General features: G+C 33.0%; 27 protein-coding genes and 1 pseudogene. 2 read left to right on the forward strand and 26 right to left on the reverse strand.

Annotated features, from left to right (window positions below; all coding sequences use genetic code 11):
- Positions 1 to 198: 198 nt before the first annotated feature.
- On the reverse strand, positions 199 to 408 hold the full coding sequence (locus ACFWTK_RS03145; RefSeq protein ID WP_415874687.1) for a head-tail connector protein: 210 nt from the start codon (positions 406 to 408) through the stop codon (positions 199 to 201).
- Positions 409 to 410: 2 nt separating this feature from the next.
- Positions 411 to 848, reverse strand: a complete 438-nt coding sequence (locus ACFWTK_RS03150; protein WP_415874688.1) for a hypothetical protein — start codon at positions 846 to 848, stop codon at positions 411 to 413.
- A 579-nt stretch (positions 849 to 1427) separates the two neighbouring features.
- On the opposite strand from ACFWTK_RS03150, the gene ACFWTK_RS03155 reads away from it, so the two are divergent.
- On the forward strand, positions 1428 to 1550 hold the full coding sequence (locus ACFWTK_RS03155; protein WP_415874689.1) for a hypothetical protein: 123 nt from the start codon (positions 1428 to 1430) through the stop codon (positions 1548 to 1550).
- Positions 1551 to 1553: 3 nt separating this feature from the next.
- On the opposite strand, the gene ACFWTK_RS03160 is transcribed toward ACFWTK_RS03155, so the two are convergent.
- The 11 genes from ACFWTK_RS03160 to ACFWTK_RS03210 all read right to left on the reverse strand — a co-directional run bounded on the left by ACFWTK_RS03160 (position 1554) and on the right by ACFWTK_RS03210 (position 11665).
- Positions 1554 to 2855, reverse strand: coding sequence for a phage major capsid protein (locus tag ACFWTK_RS03160; RefSeq protein WP_415874690.1), 1302 nt, complete (start codon positions 2853 to 2855; stop codon positions 1554 to 1556).
- A gap of 71 nt (positions 2856 to 2926) precedes the next feature.
- A complete protein-coding gene (locus ACFWTK_RS03165; protein ID WP_415874691.1) occupies positions 2927 to 3556 on the reverse strand; it encodes an HK97 family phage prohead protease in 630 nt (209 codons plus the stop codon).
- A complete protein-coding gene (locus ACFWTK_RS03170) occupies positions 3504 to 4730 on the reverse strand; it encodes a phage portal protein (RefSeq protein ID WP_415874692.1) in 1227 nt (408 codons plus the stop codon). Before ACFWTK_RS03170 ends, ACFWTK_RS03165 begins: the two co-directional genes overlap by 53 nt.
- A 152-nt stretch (positions 4731 to 4882) precedes the next feature.
- Positions 4883 to 6103 (reverse strand): type I restriction enzyme HsdR N-terminal domain-containing protein, encoded by a 1221-nt coding sequence (locus tag ACFWTK_RS03175; RefSeq protein ID WP_415874693.1) that lies wholly within the window; start codon positions 6101 to 6103, stop codon positions 4883 to 4885.
- A 92-nt stretch (positions 6104 to 6195) separates the two neighbouring features.
- Positions 6196 to 7740, reverse strand: coding sequence for a terminase large subunit (locus ACFWTK_RS03180; RefSeq protein ID WP_415874694.1), 1545 nt, complete (start codon positions 7738 to 7740; stop codon positions 6196 to 6198).
- Positions 7740 to 8210: a phage terminase small subunit P27 family gene (locus ACFWTK_RS03185; protein WP_415874695.1), complete on the reverse strand. Its 471-nt coding sequence runs from the start codon at positions 8208 to 8210 to the stop codon at positions 7740 to 7742. Before ACFWTK_RS03185 ends, ACFWTK_RS03180 begins: the two co-directional genes overlap by 1 nt.
- A gap of 99 nt (positions 8211 to 8309) precedes the next feature.
- The gene (locus ACFWTK_RS03190; RefSeq protein ID WP_415874696.1) at positions 8310 to 8528 is read right to left on the reverse strand and encodes a hypothetical protein; all 219 of its coding nucleotides are present in this window, start codon (positions 8526 to 8528) and stop codon (positions 8310 to 8312) included.
- An 88-nt stretch (positions 8529 to 8616) separates the two neighbouring features.
- Positions 8617 to 9411, reverse strand: coding sequence for a virulence-related protein (locus ACFWTK_RS03195; protein WP_415874697.1), 795 nt, complete (start codon positions 9409 to 9411; stop codon positions 8617 to 8619).
- A 99-nt stretch (positions 9412 to 9510) separates the two neighbouring features.
- On the reverse strand, positions 9511 to 9825 hold the full coding sequence (locus ACFWTK_RS03200) for a DUF6329 domain-containing protein (RefSeq protein WP_415874698.1): 315 nt from the start codon (positions 9823 to 9825) through the stop codon (positions 9511 to 9513).
- A gap of 89 nt (positions 9826 to 9914) precedes the next feature.
- Entirely contained in the window at positions 9915 to 10358 is a 444-nt protein-coding gene (locus tag ACFWTK_RS03205; RefSeq protein WP_415874699.1) for a JAB domain-containing protein, read from the reverse strand.
- Positions 10359 to 10423: 65 nt separating this feature from the next.
- On the reverse strand, positions 10424 to 11665 hold the full coding sequence (locus ACFWTK_RS03210) for a site-specific DNA-methyltransferase (protein WP_415874700.1): 1242 nt from the start codon (positions 11663 to 11665) through the stop codon (positions 10424 to 10426).
- A 310-nt stretch (positions 11666 to 11975) separates the two neighbouring features.
- Here ACFWTK_RS03210 and ACFWTK_RS03215 point away from each other — a divergent pair, with 310 nt between their 5' ends.
- On the forward strand, positions 11976 to 12197 hold the full coding sequence (locus tag ACFWTK_RS03215) for a hypothetical protein (RefSeq protein ID WP_415874701.1): 222 nt from the start codon (positions 11976 to 11978) through the stop codon (positions 12195 to 12197).
- A 4-nt stretch (positions 12198 to 12201) separates the two neighbouring features.
- Here ACFWTK_RS03215 and ACFWTK_RS03220 read toward each other — a convergent pair.
- From ACFWTK_RS03220 to ACFWTK_RS03280, 13 genes and pseudogenes are all read right to left on the reverse strand, one after another.
- Positions 12202 to 12580 (reverse strand): annotated as a pseudogene (locus ACFWTK_RS03220) (HNH endonuclease).
- A gap of 458 nt (positions 12581 to 13038) precedes the next feature.
- Complete coding sequence (locus ACFWTK_RS03225) at positions 13039 to 13659, reverse strand: type II toxin-antitoxin system PemK/MazF family toxin (protein WP_415874702.1); 621 nt, start codon at positions 13657 to 13659, stop codon at positions 13039 to 13041.
- 346 nt (positions 13660 to 14005) lie between these two features.
- On the reverse strand, positions 14006 to 14422 hold the full coding sequence (locus ACFWTK_RS03230) for a DUF1492 domain-containing protein (RefSeq protein WP_415874703.1): 417 nt from the start codon (positions 14420 to 14422) through the stop codon (positions 14006 to 14008).
- A 2-nt stretch (positions 14423 to 14424) separates the two neighbouring features.
- Positions 14425 to 14655, reverse strand: coding sequence for a hypothetical protein (locus ACFWTK_RS03235; RefSeq protein ID WP_415874704.1), 231 nt, complete (start codon positions 14653 to 14655; stop codon positions 14425 to 14427).
- Positions 14652 to 15041 carry a DUF7768 domain-containing protein gene (locus ACFWTK_RS03240; RefSeq protein WP_415874705.1) on the reverse strand — a complete coding sequence of 130 codons (390 nt, stop codon included), beginning with the start codon at positions 15039 to 15041 and terminating at the stop codon, positions 14652 to 14654. The genes ACFWTK_RS03235 and ACFWTK_RS03240 overlap by 4 nt, the downstream gene beginning before the upstream one ends.
- Positions 15042 to 15252: 211 nt before the next feature.
- Positions 15253 to 15846: a phage/plasmid primase, P4 family gene (locus tag ACFWTK_RS03245; RefSeq protein ID WP_415875152.1), complete on the reverse strand. Its 594-nt coding sequence runs from the start codon at positions 15844 to 15846 to the stop codon at positions 15253 to 15255.
- Positions 15816 to 16352: a DUF5906 domain-containing protein gene (locus tag ACFWTK_RS03250; RefSeq protein WP_415874706.1), complete on the reverse strand. Its 537-nt coding sequence runs from the start codon at positions 16350 to 16352 to the stop codon at positions 15816 to 15818. Before ACFWTK_RS03250 ends, ACFWTK_RS03245 begins: the two co-directional genes overlap by 31 nt.
- A 109-nt stretch (positions 16353 to 16461) precedes the next feature.
- Positions 16462 to 17151, reverse strand: a complete 690-nt coding sequence (locus tag ACFWTK_RS03255) for a bifunctional DNA primase/polymerase (protein WP_415874707.1) — start codon at positions 17149 to 17151, stop codon at positions 16462 to 16464.
- A 242-nt stretch (positions 17152 to 17393) separates the two neighbouring features.
- A complete protein-coding gene (locus ACFWTK_RS03260; protein ID WP_415874708.1) occupies positions 17394 to 17774 on the reverse strand; it encodes a hypothetical protein in 381 nt (126 codons plus the stop codon).
- A gap of 26 nt (positions 17775 to 17800) precedes the next feature.
- A complete protein-coding gene (locus tag ACFWTK_RS03265; protein WP_415874709.1) occupies positions 17801 to 18601 on the reverse strand; it encodes a hypothetical protein in 801 nt (266 codons plus the stop codon).
- Between the two features lie 106 nt (positions 18602 to 18707).
- Complete coding sequence (locus ACFWTK_RS03270; RefSeq protein WP_415874710.1) at positions 18708 to 19097, reverse strand: hypothetical protein; 390 nt, start codon at positions 19095 to 19097, stop codon at positions 18708 to 18710.
- A gap of 2 nt (positions 19098 to 19099) precedes the next feature.
- A complete protein-coding gene (locus tag ACFWTK_RS03275) occupies positions 19100 to 19417 on the reverse strand; it encodes a hypothetical protein (protein ID WP_415874711.1) in 318 nt (105 codons plus the stop codon).
- Between the two features lie 11 nt (positions 19418 to 19428).
- On the reverse strand, positions 19429 to 19557 hold the full coding sequence (locus ACFWTK_RS03280) for a hypothetical protein (protein ID WP_415874712.1): 129 nt from the start codon (positions 19555 to 19557) through the stop codon (positions 19429 to 19431).
- Between the last annotated feature and the right edge of the window lie 7 nt (positions 19558 to 19564).

Below are 19564 nucleotides of genomic sequence, written 5' to 3' on the forward strand. Positions count from 1 at the left end.
CATAACCTACTTTAGCTTCTACCCTTACTTTTCCCGGTATATCTATTACATCCTTTGGCCATCTGTCTTTATGAATTACAATCGGTGGCTCCGTTTCAAGTATTATCATGTAATCTGAAGAGTCTATATAAACATCTCTACCATTTAAATTAGTATAGTATACTTTATTAACTTCAAGTATTGGTGTAATTGGTAGTTTTAAGACTTTACTGGAAAGGTATCAAGTATAACTTCTACAGTCTTTTGCTTTATAACTCTACCTGTAAAATTTTCACAGTATTCAGTAGCTACTTTTATAAGGGAAGTAATATAGGCATCTTCATCATTATGCTCTACTCTAAGATGCCCCTTTACTTCCTCAAGGGTTACTATATCAGGTCCTATTTCTTCTATAACTTTAATATTCATAACTAATCACTGTACCTTGCACCGGTTAAAATAGCAACTATACTTCCTTCTACCGGTGCATCTACTACTTCTACAGCTTTAATTCTAAGATACTTATATTCAAGTTTTGCAAGGGCTTGTGAATCTACTTCAATAACATAGGTTTTATTTTCCCCTGCAGTTGTTGTAAACCCTGTTGTATTAGCTAAAATGTAGTCTGAAAAATCATCTCCCGATAGTGCTTCTTTATATCTAAATTCAATTGCTGAAGTTTCTGCCCCTATTTCATCACTACATACTTCAACTGTTATAGTCTGGGTTCCTGTATCTCCAGTACCTGTTGCAATTACAAAGGTTACATGGTTATAGTTTGATAAATCAATAGGGCTTGTAGTAACCGTACCTGCAAAGGCATCAACCTTTGGTGGTAAAATCGTATTTATATGAAAAGTATTATTCATTATATCTCCTCCATTTTTATTTGATATAATTTATAATAAGGAGATGATTCACTATGCCAAAAGCACAAACTAAATTTATTAAAGCTTTAGATAATGTATTAAAAAACAAGATTTTAGTAATTCCTATTTAGACTTGAACCAAAACTACATATAAAATCTGACTTTAGAAAAAATGAATATATTGATTCAAATATAATGGAAGTACTAAATCTTATTTTATATAAGTTCAACTCGACTTTTGACTTTAGCAATAGACAACTACCTGTTGATTGTTGCATTGTAAATCACCCTACCCTTAAGTCACGTATTGTTGAATTCGATGAGGCGCAACATTTTTCCGAACAACGTTATTTAACTATAAAATTACTTCAAACAACTACTCAACTTCATTTCTTTCAAGAATATATTAATTTGTTGAAGGATTCAATTGTAAGTTCAACTTTTAAAAAAGTAGTTTCAGGTAGATCAGGTTTTACAAACCCTACACCTGGTTTCCGATTTAAATGTGGACGTACCTATCAAAGAGCTTTTATGACACTTTAAAAAGATGTAGCCCACTTATCTAAATACAACTCCCATTTGCTACCAATAATTCGTTTTTCTGTTTTTGAGTTTGAATTTGTTACAAAGAAACCGTTTATGGATATACCAATGGATATTCTTGAAACTATAATTGATGAAAAACTAAAAAGTTTAAAATAGTTATTACCTATCTGCAAGAGCAACAAATGGTGATAATTTACTACTTCCTTTGTAAGGAATAAGTGGTTTATCCCAAATTGGCTGGCCATCTACTCTATATATAAATCTAAATACACTTTCATCATATAAAAATCTTACATGGATAGATGAAGCTGCATTAATGCCGCCTTTATCAATAAGAAGATACTGACTAAAGTCAGCAAGTATAATATCTCCAAGAGTTCCTAAACTACTACACTGCTCTATTGGAATTACAGGCCTTCCAAACAGTGTGCTGTAAGGCTTATCAGCTAGACCATTTGCTGGCATATATACTGGAACCCCTCCATCCCCTATTGCAAGAGACATTGTATAAAGCTGTGGCTCTACATCCTGATTTATAAGCCATACTGCATTTTGTCTACTTCTTCCCCACATTCTAGACCACATTTTCACTATGTTTTCTACAGTAATTGTTCCTGCAGCTTGACCCGACTCTTTAGCCACCTTTACAAGGGCATCTGAATTTAAAATACCAAGGGGCTGACCTGCACCATTTCCTCTTATGATTGCATCATCAATTTTAAATCCAAACTCTTCAGCAAATCCTTGCATAAGTACTGATTCAAGGGCAGCTGCATCAGTTAAGAGTTCATCGGTTACATAGCAAAGGCCAGTAAGTTTTTTAAGACTTAAATCCATTACCCTAAATTTAGGTCTAGAACCTACAAACTGATCAGCTTCATTTTCCCAGTAAGTCTGTATACCACCCCATCTTGAGCCATTGGCCCTACTTGTTTCATTAATAGCATTAATCTTAAGGCCATTAGAGTTAGTACTAAGGGGGATTTTTCTACATTTTGAAGCAATAACCCCCGTATTATAGGCTCTTTTTAAAAGCTTAGATACAAAATCCTGCTGAACTAGAAATCCACCATCACTTGGAACACTTTCAGAAAGTCCAGAAGCAGCTCTGGTTGTAAGCCTTGAGTCTACTCTTCCATTAGGACATGCAGCCCTGTAAACTGCCATCATCTGCTCACCAAAACTTTTAAATCTTTCTTCATTTTGCGGTAAGTTTGAATTTTGTGGCTCATTTCTTACTGGTTCTGAATCTCTAGTATTAAGCTCTGCTTCTAATCTTTGCTGCCTTTCTTCAAATTCAATTTCTGTTTGTCTTTTGTCAATTTCTGAGTTTAGGTCTTTAAGCTTTTGTTCTTCTTCATCGGTTAAAGTTCTATTTTCTTTTTCTACTGTTTCTAAAATACTTCTTGCCTCTTTTATAAGCTCTGCTCTTTTTTGTTTCATCTCAGCTATATTTTTCATTACTAAATCACTCCATTTCCTTTATTTTGGGTATAAAAATAGCACTTACTGATTTTTTTCAGATAAGTGCTTTAAACTTTACTTAAAATTTCAATTTTTCTTTTATATAAATCTAACTTTCCCTTAGCTTTTATAGCTTTTTTCTGTCTTTCTTCCTCTTTATGATTTTTAAAGACCTCATCCATGCTTCTGACCCCTACATCTGTTTGAGGATATGCAGGATAAGTTACTGGTGATACATCAAAAAGCTTTACTTTCTGAAGTTCTCTTACATCCATACCCTCTTCAAGTCCCCAGCGGTCCGATTCTACAATAAATCCAAAGGACATTTGGGTAATATCTCCTCTATCAATAGACACGAGAAGGTCTCTAGCCCACTGGGTATCAGGTGGATGAATGATAACTTTAAGTCCTTTTTCATCTTCCTTAAGCTCTAATGTTCCTGATTTATTTCTGCCAAGGACATAATCGGGATTATGGTTAAATAGGGCTCTTATATCATCCTTTTCTATTGAGTCTTTAAATGCTCCTGGTAGTACCCTTTCTTTATATGGGAAAAATCCACCTAGTGTTTCACTCCACTCATTAAATACTGCTGCATGTCCTTCAATAGTTCTTACTATTTTATCTCCTTCCTCATTATTTGGTTTACTTTTGACTCTCAGCTCCGTCATATTTATGGTCCTTCTCTCCATTTCCATCAGTTTCACCACCTTTCTTAGCATCATTATTTGTCTTAGCAAAGGCACCAGCCATGTTAAGGGGAAGCATATTTCCGTTAATAAGGTACAAATCTCCACCTTTTTCTTCACTAATAGGGTTCATATCCTCAAGTTCTCTTATGTCATTAGCACTATACCAGCCATTTTGCCTACCTATAGCGTATCCTTCCATCCTTGTTTTGAAATCTCCTCTTAAAAGTCCATCTATAGTAAACTTTGCAAAGTACTTTTTTCTCTCACTAGGGGTAAGTAAACATTTATTAATAGCCTGTTCCCACCTTACAAGCCAAGGTCTTATGGTATGAACTGCAAATTCTATGGATTGGTGCTCTATATTTGAAAAGGTTGCATGTTCTAAGTCTCCAATAAGATGAGGAGGCACTCTATAAATTCGGCATATTTCGTTTATTTGAAATTTTCTTGTCTGTAAAAACTGTGCATCCTCTGGTGGTATACCTATTTCATGGTATTTCATTCCTTCTTCTAGTACAGCTACCTTATGTGAATTGCCTACTCCCCTATATACTTCTTCCCATTGTTTTCGAAGTTTTTCTGGATCTTTTAAAATTCCTGGGTGTTCAAGTATTCCTCCTGGTCTTGCACCATTTCCAAAGAATCTGGCACCAAACTCCTCTACTGCAAGGGCTAATCCTACTGCTTCCCTAGCTGCGGATATTGGAGATATGCCTGTTAGTCCATTAAAAGAAAGTCCTGGTATATGAAATATTTTCTCTTTAGCATAAATAATCTGTTTATTATCAATAAAGTATTTATATCTAATTCTTTTAGTTTCCTTATCCCTTTCTACTACCATTTTATCGGGGTGAAGTGGATAAAGCTCTACAATATTACCTGCTCCATCCCTAACTATTTCAGCATAAGCATTTCCCCATAAGAGAAGATGGGCCATCATTGTTTCTCTAAAGGAAAAACTGGTCATTTCTTCATTAGGTAAATCGTGAAGAATATAATACAGTGGATGATTTATGGCCTTTTCCTTTCCTTTAGTTTTTCTAATATATAGAGGAAGAGGTAAGCTTGCTACTGTTTCTGCAATTACTCTTACACAAGCATAAACTGCTGTTGATGTTATAGCGTTATATTCAGATATATTTTTCCCAGCATTAGACTCTAATCCAATATCTTCAGACATTAAAAAAGCCTTGATTTTATCATCAAGACTTAAGTTTCTTTTTTCTATTAATTTGGATATAAAGGGTATTTTAATAATGATTTTCACCTCTTTTTGTACTCGATTTATCAATTTTACTTGTCTATTTACTTGTATAAATTAAATAATAAATTTTAACCTCCAGATTTCATTCTTCTAAATTCATCTCTTACAAGAGCATATTTAATAAGATTTTTTATAAATTCTTTAGTACTTTTCTGTTTCCAATTAATTTCCTCGCTACAATCTAGAGTGCCAATAATAATTTTACCACTAGAATCTACTAAACTAGGATCCTGTTTTTGTACAAATTCAATTACTTCTTTTCGTTTTGCTGATCCTTTTTTACCAATAGTTAGTGTTCCATCATGCCAAACTAAATAATTATTCCCTTTGATTTTAGTATACTTATCAATATTTAATTGTAAAGAATTGTGTCTTTTATCAAAATCATCTATAGCAACTACTAAAGTTGTAGTTCCTTTACTATTCCCCCATTTAGGATCATTAAAACATTTAGCTTTGCCAAATATAGAAATACTTACAATTTGATTGTTTCCAGTCTCATCTTCTATAATAAAATATCTATAATCTCCTTCCCAAATCCCTCCTGCTGCATTACCAAACCAAGTGTATCTATGTCCATCCTCTATAATATTTAATCCATTCACTTTAAAAGGTGAGCACTTTATTTTAGGATCATGTAAAAATCCAGCTAAATTCATTATTAAAGGATATAAATTTTCACTTGTATCCTCTCCAATCCATCCAAAATCTAGAAATTCCTCTATGTTCTTCTTTGAAAGTAATTCTTTAAAATCTGGCCTTTTCCAGCCTTCTGAATCGTCAAATATAAATTTAAATGATTTATCACTTATGAAATCTTCATATTTTGGTAGCTCTTCAATATAATGATATTCTTTATCTACTTCATCCCATACAGCTGCATATGTATAATCACCATTTGTAATTATAATAAAGCCAGCCCCTAATATATTATCGTATTTATATGCCTGAAACCATACTTCATCAACTAATGGTATCCCTGGAGCTTTACATTCAACAATGATTATAGGAACATTATATCCTTCTTCATCTTCTCCATAAACTAATATATCTGCTCTTCCTCTTGCTCCTTTTTTAAAATAAGTCATGGGCACTTCAACCCCAATTTTATTTTTAGGTACTTTTAACTCTTCAATTAAATATCTTATAAATTTTTGTCTAACAATTTCTTCTGGGGTTTCTATTATTAAAATCTCCCTTATCGGATCAAAAATGCATTTGTTATTCTGTCGGTAGTACGTTTTTCCAATGTCATAATGACTAAAATCAATATCTAAGTTATAATCCATTTAAACTATCTCCTTTAAAATAATTCACTATTAAATTAACTACTATTATAGTATATAATATATTTTTAGATCAATCTATACAGTCTGTTATCCTATATTAGAATAATCCCTCTCTCATCATACACAGATTCCTTATTTTCATTTCTTATAGCCCTATCAAGTGCCATAATCATTGCAACAGCACCGTCTATTTTCTCTGTGCTTTTTTCTTTATCAGGCTTTATATTTCCAGCTGGATCAGTTCTAACATGTATATTATCCATCATCCACCTCAAAACAGGATGTCCGCCATGGGATATCTTTTTTTCTAAGGTTAGTTTCATAAGTTCTTTAGTTGGTGGTGACATATCTTTATAACCTTGTCCGAAAGGAACTACTGTAAATCCTAATCCTTCTAAATTTTGTACCATCTGTACTGCTCCCCAACGGTCAAAGGCAATTTCTTTAATATTGTACATAGTACCTAACTCTTCTATAAACTTTTCAATAAATCCATAGTGTATTACATTACCTTCAGTAGTTTTTAGAAAGCCTTGCTGCTCCCATATATCATAGGGGACATGGTCCCTTCTAACTCTAAGCTTTAAGTTTTCTTCAGGTATCCAAAAGTAAGGCAGTACATAGTATTTATCATCTCCTGATATTGGTGGAAAAACTAATACAAAAGCTGTTATATCAATACTACTTGAAAGGTCAAGTCCACCATAACACATTCTTCCTTTTAATTTTTCAGGATTGACTTCGAAGGAGCACTTATCCCATACATCCATAGGCATCCATCTTACTGATTGCTTCACCCACTGGTTAAGTCTTAGCTGTCTGAAGATATTTTCTTCTGCTGGATTTTCTTTTGCGCTAATATAAGCTGCCTTTACTTTTTCTATATCAATGGTATGGCCTAGTGATGGATTAGCCTTATACCAGTTCTTTTCATCGGTCCAATCGTCATTATCATCTATTCCATAAATCACAGGGTAAAAGGTAGGGTCTATCTTTTTTCCTCTTAATATATCTTCTGCTTTTTGATGAACTTCCCAACAAATGGAATTTCTATCATTACCTGCGGTTGTGATTAGAAAGAAGAGTGGCTGCTTTCTTGCATCACCACTTCCCTTTGTCATAACGTCATAAAGTTGTCTGTTAGGCTGAGCATGTAGCTCATCGAAGATTACACCATGAACATTCAGACCATGTTTTGTATAGGCCTCCGCTGATAAAACCTGATAAAAACTAGCCGTTGGCATATATACCAGTCTTTTTTGTGAAATAATAGGTTTAATTCTCTTTTTAAGTGCTGGACATTGTTCAACCATTTCAACAGCTACATCAAATACAATTGATGCTTGCTGTCTATCAGCTGCACATCCATAAACTTCTGCTCCCCACTCCATATCAGCACATGTAAGATAAAGTGCTACAGCTGCTGCAAGTTCACTTTTACCATTTTTCTTTGGAATTTCAATATATGCTGTGTTATACTGTCTATATCCATCTTCTTTAACAGTACCAAATATTTCTCTTATTATTTTATCCTGCCAAGGTAGCAGATCAAAAGGTACTCCATGCCATATTCCCTTTGTATGTTTTAGATTATTGATAAAGGTTACTGCTCTCATAGCTTTATTTTCATCAAACATTATTTCACCCTCAGTAAGCTTTCCATAGGATCATCAGTATCCGTCTTTTCTGTGTTTACTCTAATTCTAGTTCGTGCTGCTGGAGTAAGCCCAAACTCAGAGCAGAAATCCTTCATCACCTTAAGATACGTCTGGGCTATGGATACCTGTGGTACTTGCTGGATATATCCTGATGGTGTTTTAAAGATGGTGCCATGCTTTGATAAAAACTCCTCTGCTTCCTTCCACCTTGCATAAGCTTGACAATATCCTGCAAAAGCTGCTGCGTCTACTTGTGTTAAAACTCCAATTGCTTCTAAAGTTTTAGCCATTCGTTTCCATTCTTTTTTCGCTTCAGGTTCAAGCCACGACGGACATCTGGGTGCCTTCTTCTCTGGCTTGGGTTCATTATTATTAAGGGGCCTTTTTCCTGGATTGCCTTCTAGAACCTTTAAAGCTGTAGGTTTTGGTTTTCTTCCTCGTGTCGCCATGGTATCACCTCCATTTTCCCTACATTCGCCCCGTAAGGGGTTTTTATCTTTATTTCAATGGATTGCCTATAACAAGAGAAAGAGCCTTTGTGGCCCTTTTTAGCTTTCTCTTGCCCTTTCCACCGCTAATTGAATTTCAAAACTCCAGTCGGTTTTTGTAAGTTTCCCATCGGGGTCCCAGAACATCTCTAAATCTTCTATCATATCTACAATTTTCTCTACATCTTCCTTCGCATCTTCCCATCCAAGTGCATTGATTTTTTCTACTGCGGTAGCAATTAAGCCTTCCATCATTATTTTCATTTTCAATCTTGTCATTTTTATAACCTCCCTGTGTTTTTGGTACTACTATATATCACTCTAAACACAGGTTATTGCAAGGATTTTTTATTACTCTTGTCAATTTTTATTCTCCAGTTTGTTCTTTATCTTTATCTTTAGGTTTTACTTTTCTAAATGCTCCATTACCTGATAAGTTTTTAAGTAACTCTTTCCTTGCTAATTTATACTCTTCTCCAATCATTCCAAGTCTTAAAAGCCATGTTCTGAAAGTATATTTTTCATTATCTGTTGGCTTAACCTTTGCTGAAGCATATTTTAATTTTTTAGCGTTTTCATTTAGGATAGATACAAATTGTTTATAAACTTTAATCTTTTTAGTATTTTCTTCTCCTTGTGAAAATTTAAAGGTTATTGTTTTGTTATAAAAATCAAATTCAATTCCCGGGCAACTTTTTTCACTTATATCTTCTAGAGCAGTTTTAAAATCTTCTAAGGTTTCAATTTTAACTTCGTTAATACCTATGATAAAATCTTCTCCTATTAAATCTTTTTCAATCTCTAAGGCTTTTTTAATAAGGCCTTGTTTTCTGTAAATCATGTTAACTAGATTCCTTAAGGTTCTGCCGTTGTGACCCTCCATTGGAAAGGTTGCTTCAAAGTCTGTAGCTACAATTTCATTGGCTGTCCCAGTTTCTATTTCTTCAGTTTCTATTTCCTTAGGCTCTGCTTTTTCATATTCTGTTAGCAACTTTTCAAGCCTCACTTCTTCTCCCAATGCTGTTATGATTTTTCCTTCCCTATCAATAGTATAGGTTTCATCTTCAGTTTCCAGTTGGTATGCAAAGCTTGGTGCTCCTAAGTAATTTGCCTTCACTCTAAAATGTCCCTCTAATCTTTTTACTAATTCCTTTCTATTCATCTAAAATACCTCCCTGTGTTTTTGTTACTCTATACATCACTCTAAACACAGGTAAAGTCAAGGGATTTATCTAAATAACTGAAAAAAGGCCTAATGGCCTTAATCCAGTTCCAAAGCAGTATACCTTGGATATGTATAACCTTCAGAATTTACTAAAATCCTTTCTCCCGTTTCCTTATTTTTAACTCGAATACATCTTAACTGTCCTCTTTCATTTGGTCCTCCGTCTTGCTCTGTAATCCAAGGCTGATCTTTAAAGAAATCTTCGCTGAATAGTTTAAATTCCTTATCGTTGAGTTCAATTTCTTTTGTTACTTCGTAATCCGTTCCTTCTCTTCCTGATTTTAATGCCACCACAGTTAGTTCCTTTAATTCTTTTAAATCTGCTATTTTTCTTCCAAATAATGCTTTCATCTTTAAATCCCCTTTCTGTGTTTTTGTTATTCTATACATCACTCTAAAACACAGATAAGTCAAGTAAAAAAAGTCCTAAAAGGAGATTTTTATATCATATCTTTCTCTTTAAAACTAAAATATCCATCTCCTATAATTACGTGGTCTACAACCTGTATTCCTAAAAGCTCACCTGCGTCCTTTAATCTTTTTGTAACCCTGATATCCTCTGGACTAGGTTTCGGGTCTCCTGAAGGATGGTTATGAAGTAGTAGAATTGATGTAGCATTGCTAAGTAGTGCTCTTTTGAATACTTCCCTTGGATGAACAAGGCTTGAGTCTACTGTTCCCCTACTTACTTCAAATAGTCCTGTTACTTCATTTTTAGAACTTAAGGTTATTATCGAAAATACTTCCTCTGGCATCTCGTGTAAATGTAAAATTTCCGTTGCTATCTTCCAAACTTCTGATGGTGAGTCTATCTTCTTGTCGATATTATACCTTGCTGCATTTTCTTTAACTAATCTTATTGAATAAGTTGTGAAAGTTTTCATCTTACCAGCCCCCTGCGTTTTAGTGTAGTATATATATCACTCTAAACACAGGTAATATCAACTCTTTATTTTGTTATATTGATATTTCTGTAAGCTATTTTTTCTCCATCCCTTATTAGAAAAACTTCTTCATCAGTCCCAACATACTCAATATATCTTTTAACAATAACATCCACATACTTTTCGTCCAGCTCTATCCCGTAACATATTCTGTCGAGCTGTTCACAGGCAATAATTGTTGATCCACTTCCTGCGAAAGGTTCTAGAACTATGCAGTTACTAACAGAACTGTTTTTTATAGGATATGCTATTAAGGGTACTGGTTTTGTAGTTGGATGTAATTTTGATTTTGTTGGTCTATCAAAATTCCAAACAGTAGTTTCTTGTCTTCCTGCATACCATTTGTGCTTACCTTTCTTTTTCCAACCAAAGAGGCAGGGTTCATGTTTCCATTGATAAGGACTTCTTCCTAAAACTAATGAATTTTTAACCCATTGACAAACCCCTGATAAATAAAAGTCAGCATCTTCAAAAGCTCTTCTAAATATTAGTCCTTTGGTATCTGCATGAAATACATATATTGACGCATCATCTGCCATGTGTTTATGCATATTTTTTAATGCACTTAAAAGAAATTGATAAAATTCTTCATCTTTAAGATTATCGTTTTGTATAGTCCCTGCTGCTCCTTCATATGATACGCCGTAAGGGGGATCGGTAACCACTAAGTTTGCTTTCTTCCCTTCCATAAGCTTCTCATAAGTTTCTTCTTTTGTGCTATCACCACAGATAAGTCTATGTTTTCCTAATAGCCATATGTCACCCTGCTTTGATATTGGCTCTTCCTTTAATGCTGCATCTACATCAAAATCATCATCTTTTACTTCCTTATCATGAATGCTAGAAAATAAATCTTCTATCTCTGCAGCATCAAATCCAGTAAGGTTTATATCAAAATCCAGTTCTTTTAAATTCTCTAGTTCTAATGCCAATAATTCTTTATCCCATCCAGCATCTAATGCTAATCTGTTATCAGCTAGAATATATGCTTTCTTTTGGGCCTCTGATAAATGCTCTACTAATACGCAGGGTACTTCTTTTATTCCCTCTTCTTTTGCAGCTTTTACTCTGCCATGACCTGCAATTATATTTTTATCTTTATCAATTAGTATTGGATTTACAAAGCCAAATTCTCTAAGGCTACTTCTTAATTTTTTTATCTGCTCTTTGCTATGGGTTCTGGCATTATTTGCATATGGAATAAGTTCATCTATGGGAACTAATTTTAACTCCTCTGTTCTTTTCAATCTTTCCACCTCCAACTGCTCGCATTAAAAAAACACCTTAAAACCTACGTTTTTCAATGGGTTTTCGTAGATGCTGATATTGCTCTATGCCTTGAAAAATCAAGTTTTTATATATAATTAAACCTATGATACCCGGGGGTCTGAATTTTGCGAATTAATGCGTTTGGGGGCCGCCCCGTTCCTGTTTTATAAGGTATAGAGATAGTATCCCCCCTACCCCTGTAGTTTCAAAATTTAATATATTTTTTTCATGTACTAACCATATTACATATATTTGTATTTAATGGTAAAATAATCTCGAGGTGATTTTATGTATATAAAAATTTCTCCAAAATATGGTAGATCCCATCTATGGTCTTTCATTGATTTTAGAATAGCAACCAATGCAAGACAAATTGAATATGAAACAAATGGTAATCTAATAAAATATGTCATTTATGAAGTAGACAAAGAAATTAGTACGGAATTAGCTAATGAATTTGGATTCAATATTGAGATTCTTAATAATTACAAACCTACTAAGAGTAAATAATTTTTTAATAAGTATACACTTTATTTTTCCTTCCCCAGCGTCCATCTTCTTTTGCTGTCTTTTTATCATGACAAGACTTACACAAGGCCTGAAGATTATCTTCATCCCAAAACAAAGCTTCATTACCTTGATGGGGTACAATATGGTCCACTACAGTTGCTGAAGTAAGTCTTCCTTTTTTTTCACATTCCACACAAAGAGGATGTTTTGTTAATACCTTTTTCCTTAACCTTTTGCCATCTACTACTGCTATAAAACTTTTTGTATTTTCTATTTCTGTTATATTTCTTCGTATCTTCCTTCTGATGTTTCTCACAATACCTTCCTTCCGTCAGTTCTGGGCAGCCTGGGAAGCTGCACATACGCTTTGGTTTTCTTGGCATAACTATTCTCCTTTTTGACTTTTTCTTTAAAACAAATAGGGAACATGCAATACACCTTCTTTGGTGTAAGTCATGTTCCCCATAGACATTTTTTACATTTTTTCATCTTGTCATCTCCAAAATTTAGGCATAAAAAAAGACCAACTTATGGTTAGCTGGCCCTTTTCAAAAAATAATACCAGGGAGCCCACTCGTGACTCCCCATCTTTGACTTTAATACCACTTTGAGCATTCATCCCAAAGCATCTTTGTATATTATATTTATATCCATTTGTTAATATTATATTCATAAAAAGAAATTATGTTAAATAAATTTCAAAAAAGATACATAGGGACTCGCTCGTAGTCCCCATTTTGAATTAGTATTACCACTATCCCGCTCGTGAATAGCATCTTTGTATAACTATAATAACATTTTTATTCCTTTTTGTCTAGTAATTATTTCAAAAAGGCCTCTCTTATTTGTTTTTCAAATTCCTGCATATCCTCAACCCAAACTCTTCTTTAATTGAAATAAAGCGATTTAATTCATCTTCCTTCTTAGATAACTCATCTTCCAAAACACTAATTTTGTCTTTAAGTTTCCCTATATACACTAATTTATCATCCAAAATATTTTTTAATTTATCGTAATGACGCTTTATATCAACAGAAATTGCTATAGCTTCATCTACAGCCTCCATCTCAGATGAATCTAGTTTTGTTACAAAGTCTCCTAATCTTGCCTTACTTACACATACTATATTACCTAATAGCACATTACCATCTAAAATAATTTCACCAGATTCGTTATATTTATTAGCAATTGGTACCACTACGGGTAATGTAGATCCCGTATGAGTTATTGGTGCAACTATTGTATTGGGTGATGTAACATTACCAGCATCGCTTTGAAGAATAACACATGGTCTCTCCTTACACTCTTCACTACCAATTCCTAGACCTAGATTACATCTATAAACCTCACCTCTTTTAACAACTCTTCTATTTGCCCTACTAGCATTTGAATCAAGGTATAATTTTGTCTTTAACCACTCTAGGTATTGTTGTGTCTTTGATAAATCAATACTTCTTGCCATATCTTCTCCCCTTTATCTAAAAAATATTTACCATAAATAGTGGGATTTCCACCAACTCAAATACATTTCCACAAAATCAGTATAACATATTTTGCTAAATTCTTTATATTGTTTTATTTTGCATAAAAACCTATGATTTGTACTTTGCTTTAACTTTCTAATTTTCCTGGCATAGAAAAGACCCTCTTCTCTTTAATTGAGGGCCCATTTTATCAAGAATGCTGCGTTTCCTTGGAATCGAATCGATATAACCTCGGCCTATTCAAACAGCATATGGTACTCTTGATTTTTCTATACCTTTACATTTTATATTTTACTACACTTTCATAGTCGCATTCAATCTCATTTAGTCGCAACTTTTTATTTTTTGAACTTCTTTTAATGCTTTTCCATGAATTCTAAATATTGTACTCCTTTCATAACCCATAGCACTTGCTACATCTTCCCAGCTTTTACCGCATATATATCTCATTTCTAAAAGAACTTGGCAAGTAATATCATTTACCTTGTTAATAGTTTCTAGTATTTCTCTTTTTAAATCAACTAATTTATCAATATCATCATTTATTTCATGACTTAAATCTATAAGCTTAACAATAGCATTTTCCATAGGACTTGTTATTTTTCCGCCACTTACTTTTTCTTGTGTAACATCCACTGTGACTTTTTGGGCCAAACTTTCTAGCCTTTGTTTCTCTTCAAGTTTATTGTTAATCTTTTTATCAAGCCAAATAGCCTGCGATAAATATTCCTTAGCTTTCATGGCTATATCACCTCTATTTTTCCACCATAGTAGGTTTCAATTATATAATCCCTTTTGTCTTTATTTAAAGAAAGTATTCTCTCAAGTGCCTTCTTTTGTCCTAGCTTAAATTCTTCTTTAGTTTTATAAAATCCACAATCAGTTCCTTCACATCTGTTTGATTTTAAAATGATGCATCTTTTATTTTTATAAGCAAAGCAATTTTTAACATCTTTAACATTCATATCATTCATCCCCTCATCCCTCCCACTGGTTTGCAATGAATATCAAAATATCTAATAGGCATATTAACACTTTTTGCTTTATCTATTTCTACAGCCATTCCTGATGTTACTTTACCACCAAACACCCACAGTTCCTGGCATTTTGATAAAAGTACTAATCCCATAGCTAGTCCTAGTTTTCTTTCTTCAGGATCATCCTCACATAAAAACTGTGGGTACATAAGATGAGGTATTATTGGTATAGCATTTTTAATTACAGCAAATCTTCCATATCTTCTAGCTCTCTCTGTGTTTCCCTCAATATCTCCTGCAAAGGGACTGCATATAAATACGATTTTTTTCTCCTCAAATTTCTTTTGCTCTATATTAGTTTCATTTGTTTTTGTTATATTCATAATCTTACACCTCCGATTTTCACGGCAGGTTGATAATTTTCTAACATTGTTACAGATTATATATAATATATATATATATTTATTTTATATATAATAATTTTTTATCTACTCTCTTTTTCTCTTTATATAAAGGAATAAAGAAATATCTGTAACATCTATAACACCTGCCTAATTCATTCATTTTTCTAGTCTTTAGAAGTTACAGATGTTTTCACTTATCTGTAACTTCTGTAACATCCTTAATATAAACCCTTATAGTTTTCCCATTAACTCTCTTTACCTTTGATTCAAAACCATGCTTATTAATTTCTCGTCCAAACTCCACATGACTAAGGGGCTTTAACCCATTCTCATAACACCAAGTACTATATTTTCTGTATACATCTTTAGATGGTTCATTTTCTATTTTTATTCCTTCATTTATGAAAGTTAAAACTGGATTATTAACCATTTCATATTCCTTCTTCTCTTTTGTTACTACTGAAGGCTCTGTAAATCCTGTGGTTAGTACTCTTTTTAATCCTTCTATTCCAAGTTTTAGTAAATATTCCATAGCCGACTTAGTTAAAAGCTTATCTTTTATAAAGGCATCAAAATCTGCATCCTTTTCACTAAAAACTGCATTAAAGGGAATAATTACAAGTCTTCTCATTAAACCATCTGAGGTATCATTTATCCTCGGTAGTTTATTTGCACTAAAAAGAAGCTTTGCATAGTTATTAAATTCAAAGGGGTCCTTTCCTTTTCTCTCTACATTTACCGTTTCTCCTGTAACTAATTTTTTAAAAATAGCATTATCGTCAATATACTTTTACTAATATCATCACCAATGTTGGCTAATTTGTGGAAAAGCTCTGCAGTTTTAAATCTCTCACCAAGTTCATCTATTCCAAGGCATGAATAATTATCGCTACCCAACAGATTTTTAGTCATATCAAGGAATGTGGACTTCCCATTACTCCCACTTCCAGTGAGGATAAAACACTTACCCATTTCATTTCTTCTAAAGAGTAAGTATCCTACTAACTCTTCTAGGAGATTTCGTAAATCCTTATCATTACAGCATATTTTATCAAGGGTCTTATCTACTACTAAGTCATAGGCACTTGGAAGATAATCATATTCAATTTTATTTTGTAATATTAAATCCGGTGAAAAGTCAGTAATTGTCATAGTATCTATATCTAGTACTCCACTTGCAAGGGCTATATATTTTGCATCTGATGGCTCTACATCTTCTGCTATAAGCTGTAAATAGCTATATATCTCATTTCGTTTGGACTTTGTAAGCTCCGGTAGATGTTTAATCATAGCTGATTCAATTTCCAGTGGGTCGCTTTTATATATACCATCTCTGTAGATATGAAGCTGGCTATTAATCTTTATAATGTGCTCCTCTGCTTTTAGAAATTTAGCAAACTTAATCGTGTAGGAACTTGGATTTAATATAAAAGGACTCCTTTAAAAATGCTTCATCCCGAAGGATGCTATTTATTTCTTTTTCTCCAAGAGGTGTTTTTAATATATATTTATTTATAATACCTATGGTATTTTTAATAGAGTCTTTACTGAATCCTTCCGATTGGAGAGTGAGAATATAATTAAAAAGTGTCTGATTCCTTCCATCTCCTTCTTCCAATTCTTTAAAGTCTGGAACATTTCTTTTCTTTTTTAGCGGTCTTAACCAGTCCGGTAGAAAATCAATATCTTCAATATTTTTAATACGATTTAACCATCTTCTCGTTTTACCATTTACTTTTATTGGCACAAGAGCATTCTGCTCACCAATGCCTATGTCAATAGATACACCTATTGGTGTTTTCATTTTTGTCTGTCTTTTATTCAAATCCTTATTTCTAAAGTAAAAGTGCAACCCTCTAGTAGTCTTTAAAATGGCACAAGATAGTTTCTGATCAGTAACTATATTTTTTACAATCTCCGCTTCTTTTTCATCATCTACATCAATCTGCACCATTCCATCTGCTAAAATCCCAGCAAAATCTCCTCCAGTTTTTCGAATGTAATCATAGGTATAAAATTTCTTTTTCTTTTTATATGCTTCTATCGGTTTTTTCCCTACCGTTCTTATGTAGCCTTTTAAAATGTCCACTTTTTCACCGCCTTTTTTCCAATAAACCCATTATTTCTGGTTAGTTCTTATTCCAAAATCATAGGATAGTTGGGAAATTTTATAACCATTATGACCTCTTTTCTCACCATATTTTTTTATAAAACAGATAATAATCTCCCAACTAAATAACAATATTGAATCAAATTCTTTTATTCTTTCATATATTTCAATGATTTTAATGCTGTTTTGGCTACCAACTTCCCAAATTAGAATATATATTTTTATAAAACACCCATGTTTTCTTCCCCTAAAAAATCTAAAAGTCGCTTCCTTGTCACCTGAATATACCATTCTCTATCAAGTCTTCTAGGAATTCTTTTACCTATAACATTATCGTTTTTAATAAAACACTTCTCTGGCGTACCAGCTATTTTTTCTACTCTACCGTTTTCCTTTACTTTATAAACTCCCTTATCATCTTCTTTCTTTGAAGCAAATACCCTAAGGCACTTTTCTGATAACTTTTTATTACCATAAAGGGCGTGGGAATATTTATAGCTTATCTTTACTACCTTTTGAAACATCATAAGGTCTTTACAATTGTTTATTGTTTCTTCTACTGGTACTCCTTTAATGAAATATTCTTTTAATGCCAAATTCACAATAGGCAAATCGTTATCAATACTACTTAATTTTTTACATAAGCTCCTTTAGACTTATAGCTACCATCGTCTTTAATGATGATATAGTTATTGACATCTTTTTGATAAATTTTTTTATAGAGTTCAAATTCTAGCTTCATATGAGTTCTTTCTTCCCACTCTTTGCAGATGTCTTTAATAGTGTTAAAATTTCTTTTTCGTCTAATTTTTCCTATTAATCCATCGGTATTAGATTGGATAAGGGTCCAATGTGGTTCTAATTTCTCTATTAAATCTAGTAATAACAGTTGTCCACCTACGCAGACATTGTTGGCCTGTCTTGGATCATAGAGGTTATTATATTTATATTTCATGGCCCCATAGGTACTGTTAAGAACGATTTTATAAGGAAGCTGCATAGGATTTTTTTCCGCTTTTAACCTTAACCGTTCTTCATAGATTTTCTTGTATAAATTGGAATCTTCCACGTTTCTAGATAAAAAGTTATACTCAAGCATTAGTGATGGATAAAAAGAAGCTACATCAACATTTACAAGAATACCTTCATCCTGATACTGATCCCTTGCTCCGTGGAGTCCTCCCCATGCAAATACATGGGGCACTCCACTTATAGTTGTTTCTAGGGATTTATCATAACTATGATTATTTGAGTCCTTGTACCAGTCAACTACATATTTATATTTTTCTATTTTTAAAGTATCTAGTAATATTAAATCAAATTCATCAGAACGATTTACCTTATTAGCCTTTAAAATTACTGCTGCCAGTTGTGCTTTAGTTTTGCTGATATATTTTAGTGGTAGATTAAAGGCCTTTAGTAGGGCCACATGAGAGTCAAATTCCTCTTTACGATGTAAAAATATTTCTATAGTCTGCTCAACATCATGGGTACAGTATTTTACTACTTCCTCTAATTCTTCTTCTGTTAACTTTCTATCTATATGAAAAGCTTACAGTGCTTTCTCTTATGTCATTTCCCATAAATCCTTCTAGTTCTTTTAAACCGTGAGTTGTTGTCATAATATCAAATTCATAAAGTTGAATTTTTTGAAATAGAGAGCTGTACTGCCAGCCTTGATTTTTTTCTGCTATAATGAAACTGGAGATACTATATGGGTCAAAACCGCAAAGGATACCTTTTAAAATATACTGGTCATAATGATGGCTGTTATAGCCAATCCAGATATGTTCTTTATGTTCTTCATAAAATGATGCTAATTTCTTAGCATCATTTATAAAGACATATTTTTGATGATTAATAGGGTCTATTACGACGAAGAGCCAATCTTGCAGGAAAACCTCTGCGTCAAAGAATAAAATCATACCTATTCAACCTCAAAAACCTCAGTTATTTTAAAGGTCTTAAATCCTTTGTTGGTTTCCCCATACTCTACTGCATATTCTAAATTGCCGTCAATTGCTTCATGAATATCAAGTATTAAATCGTAGTATTGTGAAAAACTTTCAAACTCTACTTCTATTCCAGCTTCAAGAGATCTTAAAAATTCATTAGCGTTATGAAGCCCAAAAGCTGTGTTTATAACTTGGTTCATAAACAATATGGAATTTTGATATTCACCAGATAAGATTTTCATCCAGCAGGATAACATAGGTTTACCTGTCTTTGATTCTACAAGTTCCATTTTTTCAATTTTTACCTCATATGTTCCAAGGGGTACATCTTTGTATTGACCTTCTCCTGTCCTACATTTTTTAAGTCTTCCTTTAAACCCTTAACATCAAATTCCTTATCAAACTTTGCAAATAAATTTTTTGTTGCCATAATTAAT

It is taken from the genome of Clostridium sp. (assembly GCF_047777555.1).
Lineage (GTDB): Bacteria > Bacillota > Clostridia > Clostridiales > Clostridiaceae > Clostridium_H.

Bases quoted from the DNA above. Each gene is read 5' to 3' on its own strand.
- ACFWTK_RS03185 (WP_415874695.1), bottom strand. From the start codon at position 8,210: ATGGCGACACGAGGAAGAAAACCAAAACCTACAGCTTTAAAGGTTCTA.
- ACFWTK_RS03195 (WP_415874697.1), bottom strand. From the start codon at position 9,411: ATGAATAGAAAGGAATTAGTAAAAAGATTAGAGGGACATTTTAGAGTG.
- ACFWTK_RS03170 (WP_415874692.1), bottom strand. From the start codon at position 4,730: ATGTCTGAAGATATTGGATTAGAGTCTAATGCTGGGAAAAATATATCT.
- ACFWTK_RS03200 (WP_415874698.1), bottom strand. From the start codon at position 9,825: ATGAAAGCATTATTTGGAAGAAAAATAGCAGATTTAAAAGAATTAAAG.
- ACFWTK_RS03145 (WP_415874687.1), bottom strand. From the start codon at position 408: ATGAATATTAAAGTTATAGAAGAAATAGGACCTGATATAGTAACCCTT.
- ACFWTK_RS03150 (WP_415874688.1), bottom strand. From the start codon at position 848: ATGAATAATACTTTTCATATAAATACGATTTTACCACCAAAGGTTGAT.
- ACFWTK_RS03270 (WP_415874710.1), bottom strand. From the start codon at position 19,097: ATGATTTTATTCTTTGACGCAGAGGTTTTCCTGCAAGATTGGCTCTTC.
- ACFWTK_RS03250 (WP_415874706.1), bottom strand. From the start codon at position 16,352: ATGATTAAACATCTACCGGAGCTTACAAAGTCCAAACGAAATGAGATA.
- ACFWTK_RS03240 (WP_415874705.1), bottom strand. From the start codon at position 15,041: ATGAATATAACAAAAACAAATGAAACTAATATAGAGCAAAAGAAATTT.
- ACFWTK_RS03165 (WP_415874691.1), bottom strand. From the start codon at position 3,556: ATGGAAATGGAGAGAAGGACCATAAATATGACGGAGCTGAGAGTCAAA.
- ACFWTK_RS03225 (WP_415874702.1), bottom strand. From the start codon at position 13,659: ATGGCAAGAAGTATTGATTTATCAAAGACACAACAATACCTAGAGTGG.
- ACFWTK_RS03180 (WP_415874694.1), bottom strand. From the start codon at position 7,740: ATGTTTGATGAAAATAAAGCTATGAGAGCAGTAACCTTTATCAATAAT.
- ACFWTK_RS03275 (WP_415874711.1), bottom strand. From the start codon at position 19,417: ATGGAACTTGTAGAATCAAAGACAGGTAAACCTATGTTATCCTGCTGG.
- ACFWTK_RS03280 (WP_415874712.1), bottom strand. From the start codon at position 19,557: ATGGCAACAAAAAATTTATTTGCAAAGTTTGATAAGGAATTTGATGTT.
- ACFWTK_RS03205 (WP_415874699.1), bottom strand. From the start codon at position 10,358: ATGAAAACTTTCACAACTTATTCAATAAGATTAGTTAAAGAAAATGCA.
- ACFWTK_RS03175 (WP_415874693.1), bottom strand. From the start codon at position 6,103: ATGGATTATAACTTAGATATTGATTTTAGTCATTATGACATTGGAAAA.
- ACFWTK_RS03235 (WP_415874704.1), bottom strand. From the start codon at position 14,655: ATGAATGATATGAATGTTAAAGATGTTAAAAATTGCTTTGCTTATAAA.
- ACFWTK_RS03215 (WP_415874701.1), top strand. From the start codon at position 11,976: ATGTATATAAAAATTTCTCCAAAATATGGTAGATCCCATCTATGGTCT.
- ACFWTK_RS03190 (WP_415874696.1), bottom strand. From the start codon at position 8,528: ATGACAAGATTGAAAATGAAAATAATGATGGAAGGCTTAATTGCTACC.
- ACFWTK_RS03230 (WP_415874703.1), bottom strand. From the start codon at position 14,422: ATGAAAGCTAAGGAATATTTATCGCAGGCTATTTGGCTTGATAAAAAG.
- ACFWTK_RS03160 (WP_415874690.1), bottom strand. From the start codon at position 2,855: ATGAAAAATATAGCTGAGATGAAACAAAAAAGAGCAGAGCTTATAAAA.